Origin of the sequence: Tenacibaculum adriaticum (genome assembly GCF_008124875.1) — a bacterium.
In the GTDB taxonomy this organism is placed as follows: Bacteria; Bacteroidota; Bacteroidia; order Flavobacteriales; family Flavobacteriaceae; genus Polaribacter; species Polaribacter adriaticus.
Map to the genome: position 1 here is coordinate 521,404 of NZ_VNIA01000002.1, position 19,561 is coordinate 540,964.

The 19,561-nt window shown below is 32.0% G+C and carries 14 protein-coding genes, 1 other RNA gene and 1 riboswitch; of the genes, 3 read left to right on the plus strand and 12 right to left on the minus strand.

What is annotated here, in order from left to right; translation table 11 throughout:
* Positions 1 to 49 precede the first annotated feature (49 nt).
* From C7447_RS07840 to C7447_RS07885, 10 genes are all read right to left on the minus strand, one after another.
* Positions 50 to 940, minus strand: a complete 891-nt coding sequence (locus tag C7447_RS07840) for a hypothetical protein (RefSeq protein ID WP_148869956.1) — start codon at positions 938 to 940, stop codon at positions 50 to 52.
* Positions 941 to 1,015: 75 nt separating this feature from the next.
* Positions 1,016 to 1,687, minus strand: coding sequence for a Crp/Fnr family transcriptional regulator (locus tag C7447_RS07845; RefSeq protein ID WP_148869957.1), 672 nt, complete (start codon positions 1,685 to 1,687; stop codon positions 1,016 to 1,018).
* A gap of 99 nt (positions 1,688 to 1,786) precedes the next feature.
* Positions 1,787 to 4,054 (minus strand): aconitate hydratase, encoded by a 2,268-nt coding sequence (locus C7447_RS07850; RefSeq protein WP_148869958.1) that lies wholly within the window; start codon positions 4,052 to 4,054, stop codon positions 1,787 to 1,789.
* A 191-nt stretch (positions 4,055 to 4,245) separates the two neighbouring features.
* Positions 4,246 to 7,020 carry a bifunctional aconitate hydratase 2/2-methylisocitrate dehydratase gene (locus tag C7447_RS07855; protein ID WP_148869959.1) on the minus strand — a complete coding sequence of 925 codons (2,775 nt, stop codon included), beginning with the start codon at positions 7,018 to 7,020 and terminating at the stop codon, positions 4,246 to 4,248.
* Between the two features lie 556 nt (positions 7,021 to 7,576).
* Positions 7,577 to 7,873, minus strand: an RNA gene (gene rnpB, locus C7447_RS07860) — RNase P RNA component class A.
* 162 nt (positions 7,874 to 8,035) lie between these two features.
* Positions 8,036 to 9,160, minus strand: coding sequence for a molecular chaperone DnaJ (gene dnaJ / locus C7447_RS07865; RefSeq protein ID WP_148869960.1), 1,125 nt, complete (start codon positions 9,158 to 9,160; stop codon positions 8,036 to 8,038).
* Positions 9,161 to 9,247: 87 nt separating this feature from the next.
* Positions 9,248 to 9,814 carry a nucleotide exchange factor GrpE gene (locus tag C7447_RS07870; RefSeq protein WP_148869961.1) on the minus strand — a complete coding sequence of 189 codons (567 nt, stop codon included), beginning with the start codon at positions 9,812 to 9,814 and terminating at the stop codon, positions 9,248 to 9,250.
* A 101-nt stretch (positions 9,815 to 9,915) separates the two neighbouring features.
* Positions 9,916 to 11,226, minus strand: a complete 1,311-nt coding sequence (murA, locus tag C7447_RS07875; protein ID WP_148869962.1) for a UDP-N-acetylglucosamine 1-carboxyvinyltransferase — start codon at positions 11,224 to 11,226, stop codon at positions 9,916 to 9,918.
* The gene (locus C7447_RS07880) at positions 11,227 to 11,880 is read right to left on the minus strand and encodes a DUF4290 domain-containing protein (protein ID WP_148869963.1); all 654 of its coding nucleotides are present in this window, start codon (positions 11,878 to 11,880) and stop codon (positions 11,227 to 11,229) included.
* Positions 11,881 to 11,971: 91 nt separating this feature from the next.
* On the minus strand, positions 11,972 to 14,299 hold the full coding sequence (locus tag C7447_RS07885; RefSeq protein WP_148869964.1) for an ATP-dependent helicase: 2,328 nt from the start codon (positions 14,297 to 14,299) through the stop codon (positions 11,972 to 11,974).
* Positions 14,300 to 14,530: 231 nt separating this feature from the next.
* Here C7447_RS07885 and C7447_RS07890 point away from each other — a divergent pair, with 231 nt between their 5' ends.
* The 3 genes from C7447_RS07890 to C7447_RS07900 are packed head-to-tail and all read left to right on the plus strand — an operon-like array spanning position 14,531 to position 16,360.
* Positions 14,531 to 15,148, plus strand: a complete 618-nt coding sequence (locus tag C7447_RS07890; protein ID WP_148869965.1) for a SatD family protein — start codon at positions 14,531 to 14,533, stop codon at positions 15,146 to 15,148.
* Positions 15,145 to 15,858, plus strand: a complete 714-nt coding sequence (locus C7447_RS07895) for a DUF3307 domain-containing protein (protein ID WP_148869966.1) — start codon at positions 15,145 to 15,147, stop codon at positions 15,856 to 15,858. Before C7447_RS07890 ends, C7447_RS07895 begins: the two co-directional genes overlap by 4 nt.
* Entirely contained in the window at positions 15,848 to 16,360 is a 513-nt protein-coding gene (locus C7447_RS07900) for a DUF7935 family protein (protein WP_148869967.1), read from the plus strand. The genes C7447_RS07895 and C7447_RS07900 overlap by 11 nt, the downstream gene beginning before the upstream one ends.
* Before the next feature lie 47 nt (positions 16,361 to 16,407).
* Here the strand turns inward: C7447_RS07900 and C7447_RS07905 are convergent, their stop codons facing one another.
* A complete protein-coding gene (locus C7447_RS07905; protein WP_148869968.1) occupies positions 16,408 to 17,469 on the minus strand; it encodes a YncE family protein in 1,062 nt (353 codons plus the stop codon).
* Positions 17,470 to 17,474: 5 nt separating this feature from the next.
* Positions 17,475 to 19,241, minus strand: a complete 1,767-nt coding sequence (locus tag C7447_RS07910) for a TonB-dependent receptor plug domain-containing protein (protein WP_170245950.1) — start codon at positions 19,239 to 19,241, stop codon at positions 17,475 to 17,477.
* Positions 19,242 to 19,324: 83 nt separating this feature from the next.
* A riboswitch (cobalamin riboswitch) is annotated at positions 19,325 to 19,520 on the minus strand.
* Between the last annotated feature and the right edge of the window lie 41 nt (positions 19,521 to 19,561).

The following is a 19,561-nucleotide window of genomic DNA, read 5'->3' on the forward strand; positions in this document are numbered from 1 at the left end:
AAAGCGCAGTAAAAACTGCACTCTTAAATATAAATAAATGAATTATTATTTATCTTGTTACTGTTCCTGAAATAGATAATACAGGTCCAGCACCCATAGTTAATACACTATGCACATCTGCTCCTGATGGAACAGGATGAGCTAATGGCTTTAATGCAAAAGGAGCTGCACTGTTATCTGGACTTGGTTCTACCGAAATAACAACCATTCCGCTTCCTCTTATATCAGTAGGAAAAGTTACACCTGAAGCACTTCCCATAACATAATCTTCACCTGGAAAAGGGGGGCCATCTCCACTTGTTCCTTTATAAGGTGAAGTTGTTGCATTGTCATCCGCTGCATCTAGACTTGTGAAAGTTCCTGTGCTTACTGGTGTTCCATTTAATACAACCCAACCTTCGTACTTCCAACCATCTGGTAATGTTGGTAAATCTAATCCTGCAACTGGGGCTGCGCCTGAATTGTCTAAAAACCACACTCCACTAGCTTCGTTAGTATCATCCATATCAGTTGGAGTTGCTAAAATGTATTTTCCAGATGAATTACTAAAATCTCCTACTAAATTATTTGAAGAAACAATAGCAGATACTCCTGAAAAATCTCCTGCCAATAACTTTGTTGCTGCAGGGGCTGGATCAGTATCATTTGCTGGTTCAATAGATAAAACAAAAGTAGATGCACTTTCTAATTGAGTTCTATTAACTGGAAATGAAGTTTGTGATAAATTTCCTGAATCATCTACAGAAAAAACACCTGTACTTATCGGACTACTATTTACGATAATCCATCCTTCATAATTGTAATCAGATCCTAAATTTTCTAATCCGGAAATATTTAACGTTAAATTTTCTATTGTTGGTACTGGAGTCTCATCATCATCACTACATGATGTAAATGTAAAAGTAGTAATAGCTATGATGCTAAAAAGAATTTTTTTCATTATAAATAGTTTTTAAAGTTTACTTACAACAAATTTATTTTATAAAAGCTTCATAAAATGTCAGCTACCTAACACTTACGCTATTTTTTTTAATAATCTTATTTCTTTTCTATTAAAATCAATCACTTTTTCTTGTTTTAAATCATTCATTAAAGTATTCAATGTAGGTCTTGAAGTCCCTATAAGAATAGCAATATCTTTTTGTGTGTATGGATGTTTAATTATATGGTCCCCTGTTTTTTCACATTCATACCCAAAGTCTTCACACATTTCATCTAAGAATTCTAATAAACGTGTACGAGTGTCTTTAAAAAGTAATAATTGTAACCTTCTTTCAAGTCTTTTTATACGTAAACCAATGAATTTATAAATTTTAAAACTCACTGAAACATTATCTCTCATTAAGGCAAACATGGTATCTTTTGATACAGGGCAAACCATAGTAGTATTATCTATAGATTGAGCAAATTCATTGTGCTTATCTACTCCTAAAATTGCTTTTTCACCAAATATTTCTCCTTTGGTTAAAATGGCTTTTATCACTTCTTCTCCTTCTTCAGTATAATAACCTATCTTAACTTTTCCTTTATCTATCAAATAGATTTTATTTGCCGCATCTTGTTCAAAATAAATATAATCACTCTTTTTATATGCATTTACAGAGTGTTCTTTTTTATACTCAGGATATTTATGCGGACACAATATTTTAAACAAATTCACCTCTTCAAAATACCATAGCGCACTCATAGTTATAATAGTTTAGTTATATAAGTCTAAAATACAAAAAACATAATAAAAAAAGCTCCGGATATTCCCCAGAGCTTTTTAAAATTTATAGTAAAATGATTAAGCGTTTTCTTTTTTAATTAAATTTAAAGCAGAACCTTCTTTATACCATTCTATTTGTCCTTGGTTATACGTATGATTAACTTTAACAACGTCTTTTTTACCATCTGCATGAACAACTTCAATTGTTAATGGTTTTCCTGGAGCAAACTCATTTAAATCTAAGAAATTAAATGTATCATCTTCTTGAATTAAATCATAATCAGCTTCATTAGCAAATGTTAAACCTAACATACCTTGTTTTTTCAAGTTTGTTTCGTGAATACGAGCAAAAGATTTAACAATTACAGCAACCACACCTAAATGACGTGGTTCCATAGCTGCATGCTCACGAGAAGAACCCTCACCATAGTTGTGATCTCCTACTACAATTGTAGGTATACCTGCAGCTTTATATTCACGTGCTGTTTTTGGTACTGCATCATATTCACCAGTTAATTGACTCTTAACAAAGTTTGTTTGCTTGTTATATGCATTAACAGCACCTATTAACATGTTATTAGATATATTATCTAAATGACCACGATAACGCAACCACGGTCCTGCCATAGAAATATGGTCTGTAGTACATTTACCAAAAGCCTTGATTAATAATTTAGCACCTTTAATTTCATCACCAATTGGTGTAAACGGAGTTAATAACTCCAATCTTTCAGAATCTGGATTAACAACTATTTCCACTCTACTACCATCAGCTACTGGTTCTAAGTAACCATTATCTTTAACCTCAAATCCTTTTGGAGGTAATTCCCATCCTGTTGGCTCATCTAACATTACTTCTTCTCCATTCTCATTGATTAACTTATCAGTGATAGGATTAAAATCTAAACGTCCTGCAATAGCAATTGCAGCAGTTAATTCTGGTGAAGCAACAAACGCGTGTGTATTTGGGTTGCCATCTGCACGTTTCGCAAAATTTCTATTAAACGAATGAACAATACTGTTTTTAGGCGCATTTTTAGGGTCGCTATATCTTGCCCACTGACCAATACATGGTCCACAAGCATTGGTGAAAATTTTAGCATCTAATTTTTCGAAAAGTTGAAGAATTCCGTCTCTTTCTGCTGTATAACGAACTTGCTCAGAACCTGGATTAATTCCTAATTCTGCCTTCATTTTTAATCCTTTATCTAGCGCTTGTTTTGCTATAGATGAAGCACGAGATAAATCTTCGTAAGAAGAGTTAGTACAAGAACCTATTAATCCCCACTCAACTTTTAAAGGCCAATCGTTAGCTTTTGCTTTCTCAGTCATTTCTGGACCTGCAGGAGTAGATAAATCTGGAGTAAAAGGTCCGTTTAATAATGGATTTAATTCTGATAAATTAATTTCAATAACTTGATCAAAATATTGCTCTGGATTTGCATATACTTCAGCATCAGCAGTTAAATAATCTTTAACTTTATTAGCTGCATCTGCAACATCTGCTCTATCTGTAGCACGCAAATAACGCTCCATAGACGCGTCGTACCCAAAAGTCGAAGTTGTAGCGCCAATTTCCGCCCCCATGTTACAAATTGTTCCTTTACCTGTACAAGACATCGCTGTAGCACCAGGGCCAAAGTATTCTACAATAGCTCCTGTTCCTCCTTTTACAGTAAGAATTTCAGCTACTTTTAAAATTACATCTTTAGGTGCTGTCCAACCAGATAATTTACCTGTTAATTTAACTCCTATTAACTTTGGAAACTTTAATTCCCAAGCCATACCTGCCATTACATCAACAGCGTCTGCACCACCAACACCAATTGCAACCATACCTAAACCTCCTGCATTTACTGTATGAGAATCGGTACCAATCATCATTCCTCCAGGGAAAGCATAATTTTCTAACACAACTTGGTGAATAATACCAGCACCTGGCTTCCAAAAACCGATACCGTATTTATTAGAAACAGACTCTAAAAAGTTAAAAACTTCGCTACTAACGTCGTTCGCGTGTTTTAAATCTTTTGTAGCTCCTTCTTTAGCTTGAATTAAGTGATCACAATGAACAGTAGTTGGTACAGCCACTTTTGGTTTACCAGCTTGCATAAATTGTAATAACGCCATTTGCGCCGTTGCATCTTGACATGCCACACGGTCTGGTGCAAAATCTACGTAATCTTTTCCTCTTTCGTAAGCTTTAGTTGGTTTCCCATCCCAAAGATGAGAATATAAAATTTTCTCTGCTAAAGTTAAAGGTTTACCTGTAATTTCACGAGCTGCATCAACTCTTTCTACTACTTTACTGTAAACCTCTTTAATCATATTAATATCAAAAGCCATATTATGTAAGTTTTTGTTTTGTACACGAATTTACCAAAAAAAAATAGCATAAAAATGACATAGCTATTTAATTATAATGAGTTTAAATAAAATTTTTCTATTATAAAACATCTAGATTTTCATAAATTTAACAATAATAAAAAAGCTCGAGTAAATTACTCGAGCTTTTTTTAAATTATAATTTATAACAATTACATTACTAATTGCTTTTGAGAAGGCTTAAATTTAGTTAATACTATACCATCAACAGCAGCTTCATACTCTTCCATAGTAGGAGTTCTTCCTAAAATAGTAGATAATACCACTACTGGAGTAGAAGATAATAAAGATTCTCCTTTTTTCTCACCTGTATCTTTTACAACTCTTCCTTGGAATAAACGTGTAGAAGTAGCCATTACTGTATCTCCTGGCTCAGCTTTTTCTTGATTTCCCATACAAAGATTACATCCTGGGCGCTCTAAGTATAGCATGTTCTCATATTTAGTACGTGCTAAACCTTTTGGCGCATTATCATCAAACTCAAATCCAGAATACTTCTGTAATACTTCCCAGTCGCCTTCTTCTTTTAACTCATCTACAATATTATAGGTTGGTGGAGCAACTACTAAAGGTGCTTTAAACTCAACTTTACCTTGTTGGGTCTCAATGTTCTTTAACATTTGAGCTAAAATCTTCATGTCCCCTTTGTGTACCATACAAGACCCTACGAATCCTAAATCTACTTTTTTAGTACCTCCGTAGAAAGATAATGGTCTAATTGTATCGTGAGTATAACGTTTAGAAACATCATCATTATTTACATCTGGATCAGCAATCATTGGTTCAGCAATTTCATCTAAATCAATAACTACTTCAGCATAATATTTAGCATCAGCATCGGGTTTCAATGCAGGTTTAATACCTGTTTTAAGCTCTTGGATTCTGTTATTTGCTTTATCAACTAAACCTTGTAGCATTTGCTTTTCGTTATCCATTCCCTTATCAATCATGATTTGGATACGATCTCTAGCAATTTCTAACGACTCAATTAATGTTTCTTCTTCAGAGATACAGATAGATGCCTTTGCTTTCATCTCAGCGGTCCAATCAGTAAACGTAAACGCTTGATCAGAAGTTAATGTTCCAATATGTACTTCAATTACACGACCTTGGAATACATTTTCACCATCAAATTGTTTTAACATTTGTTGTTGAGTTGCATGTACTACATCACGGAAGTCCATAAAACTCTTCATATCTCCTTTAAAAGTTACTTTTACTGATTCTGGAATTGGCATAGTAGCCTCACCTGTAGCTAATGCTAAGGCAACTGTTCCTGAATCTGCTCCAAAAGCAACTCCTTTTGACATACGTGTATGTGAATCTCCACCAATAATAATATCCCAATCATCAACCGTAATATCATTTAATACTTTATGAATTACATCGGTCATTGCATGGTATTGACCTTTAGGGTCACGTGCAGTAATTAATCCGAAATCATTCATAAATGTCATTAATCTTGGAATGTTAGCTTTAGATTTATCATCCCATACAGAAGCTGTATGACATCCTGATTGGTAACCTGCATCTACAATAGGCGAAATAACTGTAGCAGCCATCATCTCTAATTCTTGAGAGGTCATTAATCCTGTAGTATCTTGAGAACCAACAATATTTACTTCTACTCTAACATTAGAACCTGCATGTAACGTTTTACCTGGTGTAGTTCCTACAGCATTTTTGTTAAATATTTTTTCAACTGCTGTTAACCCTTGCTCTTCTATTGAAATCTCTTTTGAAGGTGCATAAACTTGAGGAATCTCTATACCTAATATTTTACAAGCAATCGTCTGTAATTTTTTACCGAAAACAACAGCATAAGAACCTCCCGCTTTAATAAATTCCATTTTCTGAGGAGTTAATGCAGTAGAAATATCTTTTAATTCTTTATCTCCTTTATATAATTTCTTTGTTTTAGTATTAATCGTAAGTACCGTACCTGTAGCTACAGAATAAACCTCTTTTAAAATAGGTTCTCCATCTTCATCTACAATTGTATTTCCTTCTGAATCTTTTTGTTTTTCCCAGTTTTTTAAATCAATACCAATACCTCCTGTTACGCCTACAGTAGTTAAGAAAATTGGCGCAATACCATTTGTACCCGCAATTACCGGTGCTATATTAATAAATGGAACATATGGGCTAGATGAAATACCAGTCCATAATGCAACATTGTTTACACCCGACATTCTTGAAGAACCAACCCCCATTGTTCCTTTTTCAGCGATTAACATTACACGCTTATCTGGATGCTTCTCTTTTAGCTCTAAAAGTTCGTTTTGCATATCTTTGTTATGCTCAAACATGCATTGTCCGTGTAATTCTCTATCTGATCTTGAGTGTGCATCTGCTCCAGGAGAAAGTAAATCGGTAGAAATATCACCTACACCTGCAATGTAAGTAACTACCTCAATCTCTTCTTCAATCTCTGGTAATTTTGTGAAGAAATCTGCTTGAGCATAACTTTCAATAATTTCTTTTGCTATTTTGCTTCCGCTTTTGAAAGCTTCTTCTAAGCGTTTAGTGTCTGCCTCATATAAAAACACCTGTGTTTTAAGAACTTTAGCTGCCTTTTCTGCTATAGAAATATCATTTCCTAAAGCTAAATCTAGTAACACCTCTATTGAAGGCCCTCCTTTCATGTGCGATAATTGCTCGAATGCAAAAGCTGGAGATATTTCTTCTACAACTGATTCACCAATAATAATTTCCTTTAAAAATTTTGCTTTTACACCTGCTGCACTGGTGGTTCCTGGTAAAGTATTATAAACAAAAAAGTTAAGAGAATCCTTACGATGAGTATTATCCAAATCTTTAATTTGCAAAATAATTTCGCTTAATAATTCAGCTCCGTCAATTGGCTTTGGATGTAATCCTAATTCTTTTCTTTCTTCAATCTCCTTGATGTAATCTTTGTATGTCATATATAGAAATCTTTTCAATATTTAAGGTAAATTTGTAAAATCTATTGCTAATACGATCTGATTTTCATTTTTTACCTTTATAAGTTGTAATAATGTTATTTCTGAAATTGTATTAAAAATACAATTCAAATTAGTACAAAAAATAAAACAACTCTTTTCTATACACAATTGAGAAGATACATAGTGTTTTGAACAAATGTTTATTATGAAATTAGGCTAGTAATAGAAATATACGTGTAATCTTACATGTACAACTCTATGCTTTAATTAGTTTACTAAAACCTCATTCAGCATATCAATATCAAAAGCTATATAGTATAAGTTTTTGTTAATTTTTGTCTAGCGAAATTACTATTTTTCAAGGAATTTTAAAAGATAAATAATCAATTCGAAGAAATAATGAATATATATTTTTTATAGCTATAATTTTTAATAAATATACAATTATTGAGTTAAAAAAACATATTTTTTTGCTAATTTAATAATTTTAGAATACAATCAAAAGTCAATTTAAAATGAAGATTTTAAGAGAAATAACTTAAATAAAGTAAAAAAAGAAAAAAGCAGATCAATAAGCCGGATTCTGTAACTTACAAAGTTCTTATCATTTATCTCGCTCTAAAATTACTTTTAGAGTCTATCTACCTACCCCTTAGAATCGCGCGAGTAGCGCTCAAGCTCTAATATACGTGGTATTGCACCGCATAGAGTTTACCTGGTTTCACTACAGCCGAACTGTACTTGCTTTCTGTTGCACTTGTCCTCGGTTTACACCGGACGGATGTTATCCGCTATGCTACCCTATGGTGTCCGGACTTTCCTCCAAATTTTGGCGATAAGACTGATCTGCTAATATTTTATTGTTCTCTTAATTCATAAAAAAACCCACTCATAAATGAGTGGGAAAATTGCTATGAAAAAGAAAAAGTGTTATTAGACGTCTCTAATAACACTGCAAATATAAAACTTATTTTAATTATCAAACAAATAAATTATTCTTTTTTTATGTTAAATTTTACGAAAACATATCTTTAACTTTTTCGAAAAATGATTTATCATTTTTTTGAGGGTTTGGACTAAAATTTTCATCCTCCATCATTTTCTCGAAAAACTGTTTTTGTTCTTTGCTTACCACTTGTGGTGTCCATACATTTATATGTATTAAGAAATCACCAGTACCATAGTGTTCTATACTTGGCAATCCTTTTCCTTTTAAACGTAAAATTTTACCCGATTGAGTACCTGGCTCTATCTTTATTTTCACTTTACCGGAAACAGTATCAACTTCTTTCGAACTTCCTAAAACAGCTTCAGAATAATTAATATATAAATCGTAATGAATATTACTTCCTTCTCTTTTTAACGTTTCATGTTGAACTTCTTCTATCAACACTAATAAATCTCCTGGAATTGAATTTTTACCTGGAGCTTCGTTTCCTTTGCCTCCTACTTTTAACTGAACTCCTTCTGTAACTCCTTGTGGAATATTTATAGAAACAGTTTCTTCATTAATGATCATTCCTTGAGCGTCAGTTCCGTTTGGCTTGTTATTAAGTATTTCACCAGCTCCATGACATGTAGAACAAGTCGTTGCGGTTTGCATTCTACCTAAAATAGTATTGGTAACACGCATTTGTTGGCCAGAACCATTACAAGTTGTACATGTTTTATAAGTTACACCTTTTGCCTGAACTTTACGACGAACTTTTACTTTTTTTTCAACTCCATTAGCAATTTCTTCTAATGTAAGTTTTACTCGAATACGTAAATTACTTCCTTTTACTCGCGCTTGACGATGACCACCGCCACCAAAACCACCTCCGAAAGCACCTCCAAAGATATCTCCAAACTGACTGAATATGTCATCCATATTCATACCGCCACCGCCAAAACCTCCGTGACCACCTTGACCTCCTTCAAATGCGGCATGACCAAATTGATCGTAACGTGCTTTTTTATTATCGTCACTTAATACTTCATATGCTTCAGCACATAACTTAAACTTCTCTTCAGCCGTTTTATCATCCGGATTTTTATCTGGATGATACTTAATTGCCATTTTACGGTATGCTTTCTTAATTTCAGCAGGAGTTGCCGATTTTGAAACACCTAATATTTCGTAATAATCTTGTTTTGCCATTTTCTATTTGTCATTCCTGTAACCAGAAATCTAGATTTTTATATTAATGAAAATCCCGATTTCTCGGGAATAACATTTTCAATTCATTTACGCCTGTCCTACTACCACCTTTGGATGACGGATAATTTTATCCCCTAACTTATAGCCTTTTTCTACACAATCGATAATCTTTCCCTTTAAATCTTCTGATGGTGCTGGAATTTGAGTTATTGCTTGATGCGTTTCTGGATCAAAAACGTCACCAGAAGTTACTTCTATTTTTGTTAATCCTTTTTGTTCTAAGGTTGTAATTAACTTTTGATAAATTAACAACACTCCTTTGCGTAATTCTTCAGCCTCTTTATCTTCTTCAATATGTGTCAAAGCTCTTTCAAAATCATCTAAAACTGGCAGAACAGCTGTCATTAATTCTTGATTTGCTGTTCTAAATAATTCAATTCGCTCTTTAGAAGTACGTTTTTTATAGTTTTCAAACTCTGCAAATAAGCGTAAATATTTATCTTTTTCTACTTGTAATAACTCTTCTGCAGTAGGCTCTTTTTTCTTCTCTGCTTCTTGCTCTATCTCTTGATTTTCGGTTACTTCTTCATCAAGATTCATTTTATCTAAGTTATCTTTTAACTCGTCTTCTTCTGTATATTGACCTTTACTCATGGTTGATTTTCATTATTTTATACGTTATTCTTTAGCAAGAATATTGCCAATAAAAAAATCGTGTCATTATGACACGATTTATAAGATTAAAAAATAAATTTTTAATCTTCAATTCTTTCAATTTTAGCACCTATAGATTTTAAACGTGCTTCAATATTTTCGTAACCTCTATCAATTTGTTCAATATTATTAATAATACTGGTTCCTGTTGCTGATAAAGCTGCTATTAATAAAGAAATACCTGCACGAATATCTGGTGATGTCATTTTTGTCGCTTTTAATTGACTCTCAAAATCGTGACCAATTACAGTTGCTCTGTGCGGGTCGCATAAAATTACTTTTGCTCCCATATCAATCAATTTATCTACAAAGAACAAACGGCTTTCGAACATTTTTTGATGTATTAACACAGTTCCTTTAGCTTGTGTAGCTACTACCAAAACAATACTTAATAAATCTGGAGTAAACCCAGGCCAAGGTGCATCTGCAACAGTCAACACTGATCCATCTATATAATTCTGAATTTCATAACTTTCTTGTGCAGGAATAAAAATATCATCTCCTTTTTTTTCTAACTGTATTCCTAACTTGCGAAACACATTTGGAATTTGCCCCAAATCTTTCCAACTAACATTTTTAATTGTTAATTCAGATTTTGTCATAGCCGCCATACCAATCCAACTACCTATTTCTATCATATCTGGTAAAATGGTATGCTCACATCCTCCTAATTTATCAACTCCTTCTATTTTTAATAAGTTAGAGCCCACACCTGTTATTTTTGCTCCCATACTATTCAGCATTTTTGATAATTGCTGAATATAAGGTTCACAGGCAGCGTTGTATATGGTCGTTGTTCCTTTTGCTAAAACAGCTGCCATCACAATGTTAGCTGTTCCTGTTACCGATGCTTCATCTAACAACATATCGGTTCCGTGTAATTGATCTGCTTCTACTCCGTAGAAATGTTCTTCACGGTTATAACGGAATTTTGCTCCTAATCGGATAAAGCCCTCAAAATGTGTATCTAAACGACGTCGACCTATTTTATCTCCACCTGGACGTGGAATATATCCTTTTCCAAAGCGAGCTAATAACGGTCCTACAATCATAATAGATCCACGTAGTGAACTCCCGTCTCTTTTAAAATCTTCTGACTCTAAATAATCTATATTGATTTCATCTGCCTGAAATGAATAAGAATTTGATGCTAATTTTTCAATTTTTACACCTAATTCTCCTAATATAAAAATTAGCTTATTAACGTCAATTATATCTGGAACATTATTAATGATTACCTTTTCTGAAGTTAATAATACAGCACAAATTACTTGCAATGCCTCATTTTTAGCTCCTTGAGGTGTAATCGATCCATGTAACTTATGTCCTCCTTCAATTTTGAATGATGCCATTTATCTTTTTCGAGTTTTATGATTGGTGTTTTTTGTGTATTTAGAACTAGTTTTAGCACTAGCTTTCTGGCCTTGTGTATTTCTTTTACGAAGTAAATTTTTACTTTCTGCTAGATCTTCTTTTGTATTTCTGATATCTATCTTTCCATTAGATAATTCATATAAATGTTCTAAAATAACACTATCATCTACTGTATCTTTATTCCAATTTAAGAAGCACTTTTTCATGTGGTTTGCTATAGTATACACCAAAGCATCTTTCATTTCACCTTCCTCCCAAGTTAAAGCAACATCTATCATTGTTTGAATGTTATTACCATAAAATCGATATTTAGAAGCCGATTTTGGATATGCTAATCTTTCTGGTTTTTCTTGTAATTCTTCTTTTGATGGTATTTCGTAAGGAGAGTCTGCATCTAATTTAAAATCAGACATAATATACAATTGATCCCAAAGTTTATGTTTAAAATCTGGCACATCACGTAAATGTGGTTGCAAATTCCCCATTACATCAATAATTGCCTGAGCCATGGTATTTCGCTCTTCTTTAGTCTCTAAAGACATGCAATGATCTACTAATTTTTGTATATGTCTTCCATATTCTGGAATTATAAGTAAAGGTCTTTCTGAATTGTATTCTAAATCAAACGTCATTTTCTGTTTTTATTTATTGCAAAATAATGAATAATTTTTGTTCTCAAAGCAATTTCCCTACGGAAATGATTTGAACAAACTATAGATTTTCTTAACCTATTACTTTTAATTTTGCGAATTGTAATAATAATTTCTTTTTTCCTACAGTACCAAATTTAATTTCAGCTTTTTTATTAGGTCCTGCTCCTTCTAAAGCCAAAACCTCTCCTGTTCCAAAACGGTTATGCTCTACAATATTACCAACTGCAATATTACCGTCAAATAAATTGATTTTTGAAGTTGTTTCAGACACCTTTTTCATTTTGCTCTTCGGTGGAATTAAATCTTTTGGACTTTTCTTCTGCAAAAATTCTTGACGCTTTTTCTGAATCGGCTTTTGAAAACGAATCTGCTTTGGTGAATCGCCAAAAATATCTGAATCTATAAACCTGTTTACACTTGGTTCTGGAGCTTTAGGCGTAATATATTCTAAAAATTGATCATCAATTTCTTCTAAAAAACGACTCGGTTCACCATCTGTTAATTTTCCCCAACGATAACGAGTTTGCGCGTAAGTTAAATACGCTTGCTTTTCAGCACGTGTTAAAGCTACGTAAAATAAACGACGCTCCTCCTCTAACTCACTACGCGTATTCATACTCATTGCAGATGGAAATAAATTCTCCTCTAACCCTACTACATAAACGTATGGAAATTCTAATCCTTTAGATTGATGAATACTCATTAAAGCAACTCTTGCAACATCCTCTTTTTTCTCTGAATCAAAATCAGTTGCTAAAGCAACATCTTCTAAAAACGAGGTAAGAGATGCATCCTCTCCTGCTTCTATTTTGTCAGTAATAAAATCCTTAATTCCATTTAATAGTTCCTGAACGTTTTCAACCTTACTTACACCTTCTGGCGTACCATCTTTTTGTAAGTCTTTAACCAATTGCGTTTGCTTTACTACTAAATCTGCCATTTCAAAAGCATTTTTAGTTTGTGATTCTATTTGAAAACGTTGAATCATATTAGCGAAATTTTGCAATTTCGTTTTAGTTGGTGAATTCACTTTTAAATCCACTTTATCTATATTTAAAATAACTTCAAAAATGGATTTTTTATAATGATTTGCCGCAATAGTTAATTTATCTATAGTGGTAGCACCGATACCACGAGCAGGATAATTAATTACACGTTTTAACGCTTCTTCGTCATTTAAATTAATTAATAAGCGTAAGTAAGACAGTAAATCTTTAATCTCTTTACGTTGATAGAAAGAAATTCCACCATAAATTTTATAATCTATATTTTTCTTACGCAGAGAATCTTCTATAGCTCTAGACTGCGAGTTTGTTCTATACAACACTGCAAATGAATCGGCTTCTAATTGATGATTCATCATGTTTTCCCAAATAGATTGCGCTACAAAACGTCCTTCTTCTCCATCAGAAATGGTGCGCATTACTTTAACGTAATTCCCGTTATCATTAGCTGTCCAAACTTCTTTATCTAGTTTCGTTTTATTTTTTGCAATTACCGAATTTGCTGCGTTTACAATATTTTTCGTAGAACGATAGTTCTGTTCTAACTTAAACGTTTTTACATCTGGGTAATCTTTCTGGAAATTTAAAATATTATTAATGTTTGCTCCACGAAAAGAATAAATACTTTGAGAATCATCTCCGACCACACAAATGTTCTGAAAACGATCTGCCAATGCACGTACAATAATATACTGTGAATGGTTAGTATCCTGGTACTCATCTACCATAATGTATCGAAAACGATCTTGGTATTTTGCCAATACATCTGGAAACCGTGCTAATAATTCATTGGTCCGTAACAGTAAATCATCAAAATCCATTGCTCCAGATTTAAAACATCTTTCTACATATTCTTTATAAATATCTCCTACTTTTGGTCGACTCGCCATGGTGTCTGCTTCTATCAACTCAGGGTTATTAAAGTAAGCTCTTACGGTAACCAAACTGTTTTTGAATGAAGATATTCTACTTAAAATCTGTTTAGGTTTATACCTGTCTTTATCAAGATTCATTTCTTTAATAATGGACGTTATTAAACGAACAGAATCTTGTGTATCGTAAATAGTGAAGTTAGAAGGATACCCTAATTTATCAGCTTCCGAGCGTAGAATACGTGCAAAAACAGAGTGAAAAGTTCCCATCCATAAATTTTTCGCTTCACTATGACCTACAACGCCCGCAATACGCTCTTTCATTTCACGCGCTGCTTTATTGGTAAATGTTAATGATAAAATATTAAATGAGTCTACTCCTTGCTCCATTAAGTGGGCAATTCTGTACGTTAAAACTCTTGTTTTACCCGAACCTGCACCTGCAATAATAATCATAGGTCCGTCTTTTTGTAAAACAGCTGCTCTTTGTGGTTCGTTAAGTTGCTCTAAATAAGTACTCAATGGAAATCTTTATTGAAAGTATTTTAAAACGGAAAAATAACCATTCTTTTAGGTTTTTTACCCATTTTTAAGCAGATTTTATCCACAGATTTATTCAAGCAAAAAAATTAGACCCCAAACCCGAATTATCAATAATTCGTCTTAAAACCCGAAGAGCTCAAAATTCGTCTTAAAACCCGAATTATTTTGTTTTTATCAAACTAAAAAACTATTTTTACTAAAAATTACAGCATGATAAGCATCATCACTGGCGATATTATTAACTCGAGAACTATTTTAGTTGAAGAATGGCTTCCTGTTTTAAAGAGCGCTTTTAATAAAATTGGTAAAACACCAAAAACTTGGGAAATATATAGAGGTGATAGTTTTCAAATAGAAGTTGAAAACATTGCCGATTCTTTTCGGTTTGCTCTAGAGCTTAAAACCGCTATCAAGAAAATAAAAGATTTAGATGTTCGTTTAGCCATAGGAATAGGAACTAAAAATTTTAATGCTAAAAACATAACAGAAGCTAATGGTGAGGCTTTTGTTAATTCTGGCTATGCTTTTGATCATTTACTAAAAAAACAAAATTTAGCTATAAAATCTCCTTGGAAAGAAGTTGATGAAGAATTTAATATAGCTTTTGGATTAGCCTTGTTGATAATGGATAATTGGACTGTAAATTCAGCAGAATTTGTAAAAATGGTTCTTGATAATCCGAAAGTAACTCAAAAAGTGATTGCCAAAAAACTTGAAATTTCTGAAAGTAGTGCCAGTGAACGTAGAAAACGCTCAGGATTAGATGAAATTATGAAGTTAGAAAAACGATATAGAAAAATTATGAATCAAAAAATGACTAACGCATGATCTTATTTTTAAAATTTTTAATTGCCCATTTATTAGGTGATTTTGTTTTTCAACCTGAAAATTGGGTAAAAGATAAAGAGAAAAAGAAAATAAAATCAGTAAAACTATACGCACATATTGGTGTACATGTAGCTCTACTACTCTTACTTTTACAATTTAACACTAGATATTTAGGTGGATTTTTCTTAATCATCTTTTCTCACTTTTTAATCGATGTTGCAAAAGTTTACCTTCAAAAGAAAAAAAACAAACGTATTTTCTTTTTTATTGATCAGTTTTTGCACGTTTTAATGTTAGCTGTTGCAGCATATCTTTATAATCCTTTTACAATAGACTTTCAGCAAATTTTATCAGAAAAAAACCTATTATTTATTGCTTCAATCATATTTTTAATCTTTGTTTCTTCTATTATGATAAAAGTCATTATTACACAATGGTCTTTAGAAAAAGAAGAAAAAAAGGAGCAACAATCTTTAGCTAAAGCAGGAAAATATATTGGTATCTTAGAACGTTTATTTGTTTTTATGTTTGTTATTCTAGGTAAATGGGAAGGTGTTGGTTTTTTACTTGCAGCAAAATCAATATTTAGATTTGGTGATTTAACCGAGGCAAAAGATAGAAAACTTACAGAATATATTCTTATAGGAACTTTATTAAGTTTTGGATTGGCAATTTTAACAGGACTTGTATATTCGCATTATGGAAGATAAAATTATTGAAGGGTTAGCCTATGCCCTACCGGCTTTAGTTACAGGTGCAGTTGCCTATTTTATGTTCAACTCGTTTGTACAACAAGATAATAACGAAAAGAAATTTAATGCTTTAGTTGAAAAAAAGCGCGAGAGTTTACCTATAAAACTACAAGCCTACGAACGTTTGTTATTGTTCTGCGAACGCATTAATCCGTCGAAATTATTACTACGTGTAAATCCGATTGGAACAGATACAAATAGTTACTTGCATTTACTAATTAGTAATATTGAACAAGAATTTGAACACAACCTAGTGCAACAACTTTATATAGCTGAAGATAGCTGGAAAGCTGTTGTTGGTTCTAAATTAGCCATTGTAAACAAATTACGACAAGTTGCTGAAAAAAGTGAGAATGCAAAAGAACTTAGAGAAAACTTATTGATTGATTATTCTCAAGTTGAAAGCCCAACAGAAACCGCAATCGCTATTATTAAACAACAGGTTCGTAAACTTTTATAATAAAAAAGCTCTTGATTTCTCAAGAGCTTTTTTATTATAATATAACATTAATTAAAATATATTTTACCTGGATTAATACCAACCGTAAATTCTTTTTCTTCTGCTTTTGTTGAAATATCAAATACCTTTAACGAACCATTAGATACATAATCTTTAGCGTCTGTAATATATAATTTACCTTCTCTAACATTCATTCCATAAACAGGTGTAGAAAATAATTCTGTAGCATTATACGTTGATGCACTTTCACTCATTTCATAGACTTTTCCTTCTGAAGAAAAATATATTTTTCCATCTTCTTTTACCATGGTATTTGGATGCACTTCTGTAGGAACTTCTATTGTTTTAGTTACGGTATTAGAACCTGTACTAATCACAGAAATTTCAGCCAATACCTCTGTTGGATTCCAAGTTGAAGCAGCTTGCCCTTCGCAAGAAACCATTAAACTTCCATTACTATTAAAAAATAATTCATCTGGGGCAATACCTACCGTAATATTTGCCACAACACTATCCGAAGTTGCATCTAAAACAGAAACCGAATTACCAACTCCCCAACCTCCTTTATGAGACACATATAATTTGTTTCCATTCGCTATAATTCTTTCTGGACCTTCAGCTACGGTTATTTTATTTGTAACTGAATTTGTATCCAAATCAATAACAGCTACATAGTCGTCATCTGTACTTCCTCCATCTCCCCAATTAGTAACATACCCTTTTCCATTTGCAAAAGCAATAAAACGAGGATTACTTAAATCGGTTGAAATTTCTCCCAACTTTTCCATTGTATAACGATCTGTAATTGATATTTTATTGGCAACATTAACTACAATATACGCTCTATTTTCATCAAACCCAATAGATTGCACTATCGTTCCTAAAGTTTCATTATTCACCTTTTCATACACTTTTGCTTCTTCTGCTGTATAATCATTAGAAATATAATTTATAGTTCCTGTTCCTCCTGTAAAATCTCCTTCATTCGTCACTATGATCCCATTGTCATAATCACCTTTTGGAGCTGTCGGCTCATTACTATCGCTACTACATGATGCTAAAACAGTTAACGCGATAATTAATAACACTACTAATTTATTAGTTTTCATTTTTTTTAAATATTTAGTTTAAGTTTAATTTGATAATTTCTCGGTGGCATCGGGTAATATTCATAACTCTGATACTCCCTGTTAAATATATTATTAATTGTAAATTGTACTTTAGTTTGTTTAAGTTGATAGTCCACACCAATATTAGATACTGAAAAAGCTTCTAAACTTCCTTCATTAACTTTTCTTTTACCATTTATTAACTGCTGGTAATAAGCGGAAAATTTATTGATTTTATAATTTAACGAAAAGTTAATTCGGTGTCTTGGAACATAAATTAAATCTGTTTTTTTTTCGGTATCTTTAGCAAAAGTTAATGCATAGTTCGACAATAAATTAAACTGATGCTCTCCCCTTTTTTTATTAAAACTCAATGAAATTTCAGCTCCATAATTTACTGACTTAGATATATTATAAGGCTCCCAAACACCTGATTCTCCTGGTTTCCACTGAATAAGATCTTTATTATCAATATAAAATCCGTTGAAATTTATTTTTAATTTTTTTAATTGAAATACATTTCCTATTTCAAACTGATATGAGTTTTCTGGTTTTAAATTTGGGTTTCCTACTACCCCCCAATACAAATCATTTAGCGTTGGTGCTCTAAAATTTTTAGATGTGTTAAATAATATTGAATAAAAATCTCTAACTTTAAATTCCGTTCCAAAAGAATATAATAAAGAATTTTTATAAGTAAATGAAAATTCCTTTCGTAACTGAGCATTGTATGAAAAAACATTAGATACCGTATGATTTAAAACACCAATAAAAGAAATAGTATTTCTAGATTTGTTTTGTAAATCATCGCCACTTCCTGTTGTGCTTTCATAATTAACTAATCCGTTTATATCAATTTTATCTGAAATTTTATACTGATAATCTATATTAGCAATGAATGTACTTGCTTTATTTATTGAAAAATTATCTGGATTAAATCTATTTTCAACATAAATATATTCTTCACTTAAATAGGCCAAACGAGAAGTTATTACTTGCTTTTTATCCAAAAAACTATTCCACTCTATTAAGTTTCGAATAGTATTATATTTTAGTTTTGCTTTTGACGGAGCATTTAAACTTCTAGCAGTATTTCTATCATTTAGAGTAAGGTTAGAATACACTTTGAACCAATTTTTTTTATTGATTTTTACTCCAAAATTTCCACTAAAACCATATTTAAAATATTCTCCATTATCATTTTTTAAGTTTGAATTTAAAAACGGATAATCATTATTTGCTCCTAAATAATTTATTCCAAAATTAATAAATGAATTTGTGTTAGAATGCGTTGTCTGTACATCAATAAAATTAGAATTGTAACTCCCTTTAGCTAATTGTATTTTGAAGTTTTGATATTTTTTAAACTCTATAGCGTTGTTCAAATGTATACTTCCACCTATTGCCCCTGTTCCAAAAAGCACACTTCCTCCCCCACTTCTAATATCAATTTCCTTAAAATTATTAATCGACACGGTGTTAAAATCAGTTTGCCCATTAAGTTGAGAATTGATATTAATTCCATTCCAAATTACAGCTGTTTGAGATGCCGTAGTTCCTCTAAAACTTGCAGACGATATCATTCCATTCCCATATTCTTTAAAATAAATTTGAGAATTAAATCGTAAGACATCTGTTAATGACTCATTGTTTTTTTCAATTAAACTATCAGAAATTACATTAACCTTATATCCTTTCGAATATTTTTTTAATTTATATCCACTAACAACAACTTCTTCTAAAGTATAGATGCTATCCTTTTGTGCTTGCAAAAATTGCGAAACACACATAAAAAATAGAAATAGGAAATGTTTTTTATATCTCATATATTGTTAAACCTTTGTCCCGAAAGTTTTTTACTTGTGACTCTTTGGCAGGTCTCCTGACTTACGTCTTGTAACTCACCTTCCCATCAAAAAACTGACAGTGGTAAAAGTTTTAGTTACAAGCTTTATAGCTTACAGTTGCGGGAACAGTCTCGGATTTACACCGAATTCCCTTTTAATTCACTTACTCGAAAAGCAAGTAAAACCAAAAATCAAGGCAAATATATCTAATCTTATTAACAATACAACAAATTCATAGTTTGAAT

Bases quoted from the DNA above. Each gene is read 5' to 3' on its own strand.
- murA (WP_148869962.1), bottom strand. From the start codon at position 11,226: ATGGCATCATTCAAAATTGAAGGAGGACATAAGTTACATGGATCGATT.
- C7447_RS07880 (WP_148869963.1), bottom strand. From the start codon at position 11,880: ATGACGTTTGATTTAGAATACAATTCAGAAAGACCTTTACTTATAATT.
- C7447_RS07905 (WP_148869968.1), bottom strand. From the start codon at position 17,469: ATGAAAACTAATAAATTAGTAGTGTTATTAATTATCGCGTTAACTGTT.
- C7447_RS07890 (WP_148869965.1), top strand. From the start codon at position 14,531: ATGATAAGCATCATCACTGGCGATATTATTAACTCGAGAACTATTTTA.
- C7447_RS07895 (WP_148869966.1), top strand. From the start codon at position 15,145: ATGATCTTATTTTTAAAATTTTTAATTGCCCATTTATTAGGTGATTTT.
- C7447_RS07845 (WP_148869957.1), bottom strand. From the start codon at position 1,687: ATGAGTGCGCTATGGTATTTTGAAGAGGTGAATTTGTTTAAAATATTG.
- C7447_RS07870 (WP_148869961.1), bottom strand. From the start codon at position 9,814: ATGAGTAAAGGTCAATATACAGAAGAAGACGAGTTAAAAGATAACTTA.
- dnaJ (WP_148869960.1), bottom strand. From the start codon at position 9,160: ATGGCAAAACAAGATTATTACGAAATATTAGGTGTTTCAAAATCGGCA.
- C7447_RS07855 (WP_148869959.1), bottom strand. From the start codon at position 7,020: ATGACATACAAAGATTACATCAAGGAGATTGAAGAAAGAAAAGAATTA.
- C7447_RS07900 (WP_148869967.1), top strand. From the start codon at position 15,848: ATGGAAGATAAAATTATTGAAGGGTTAGCCTATGCCCTACCGGCTTTA.
- C7447_RS07840 (WP_148869956.1), bottom strand. From the start codon at position 940: ATGAAAAAAATTCTTTTTAGCATCATAGCTATTACTACTTTTACATTT.
- C7447_RS07850 (WP_148869958.1), bottom strand. From the start codon at position 4,054: ATGGCTTTTGATATTAATATGATTAAAGAGGTTTACAGTAAAGTAGTA.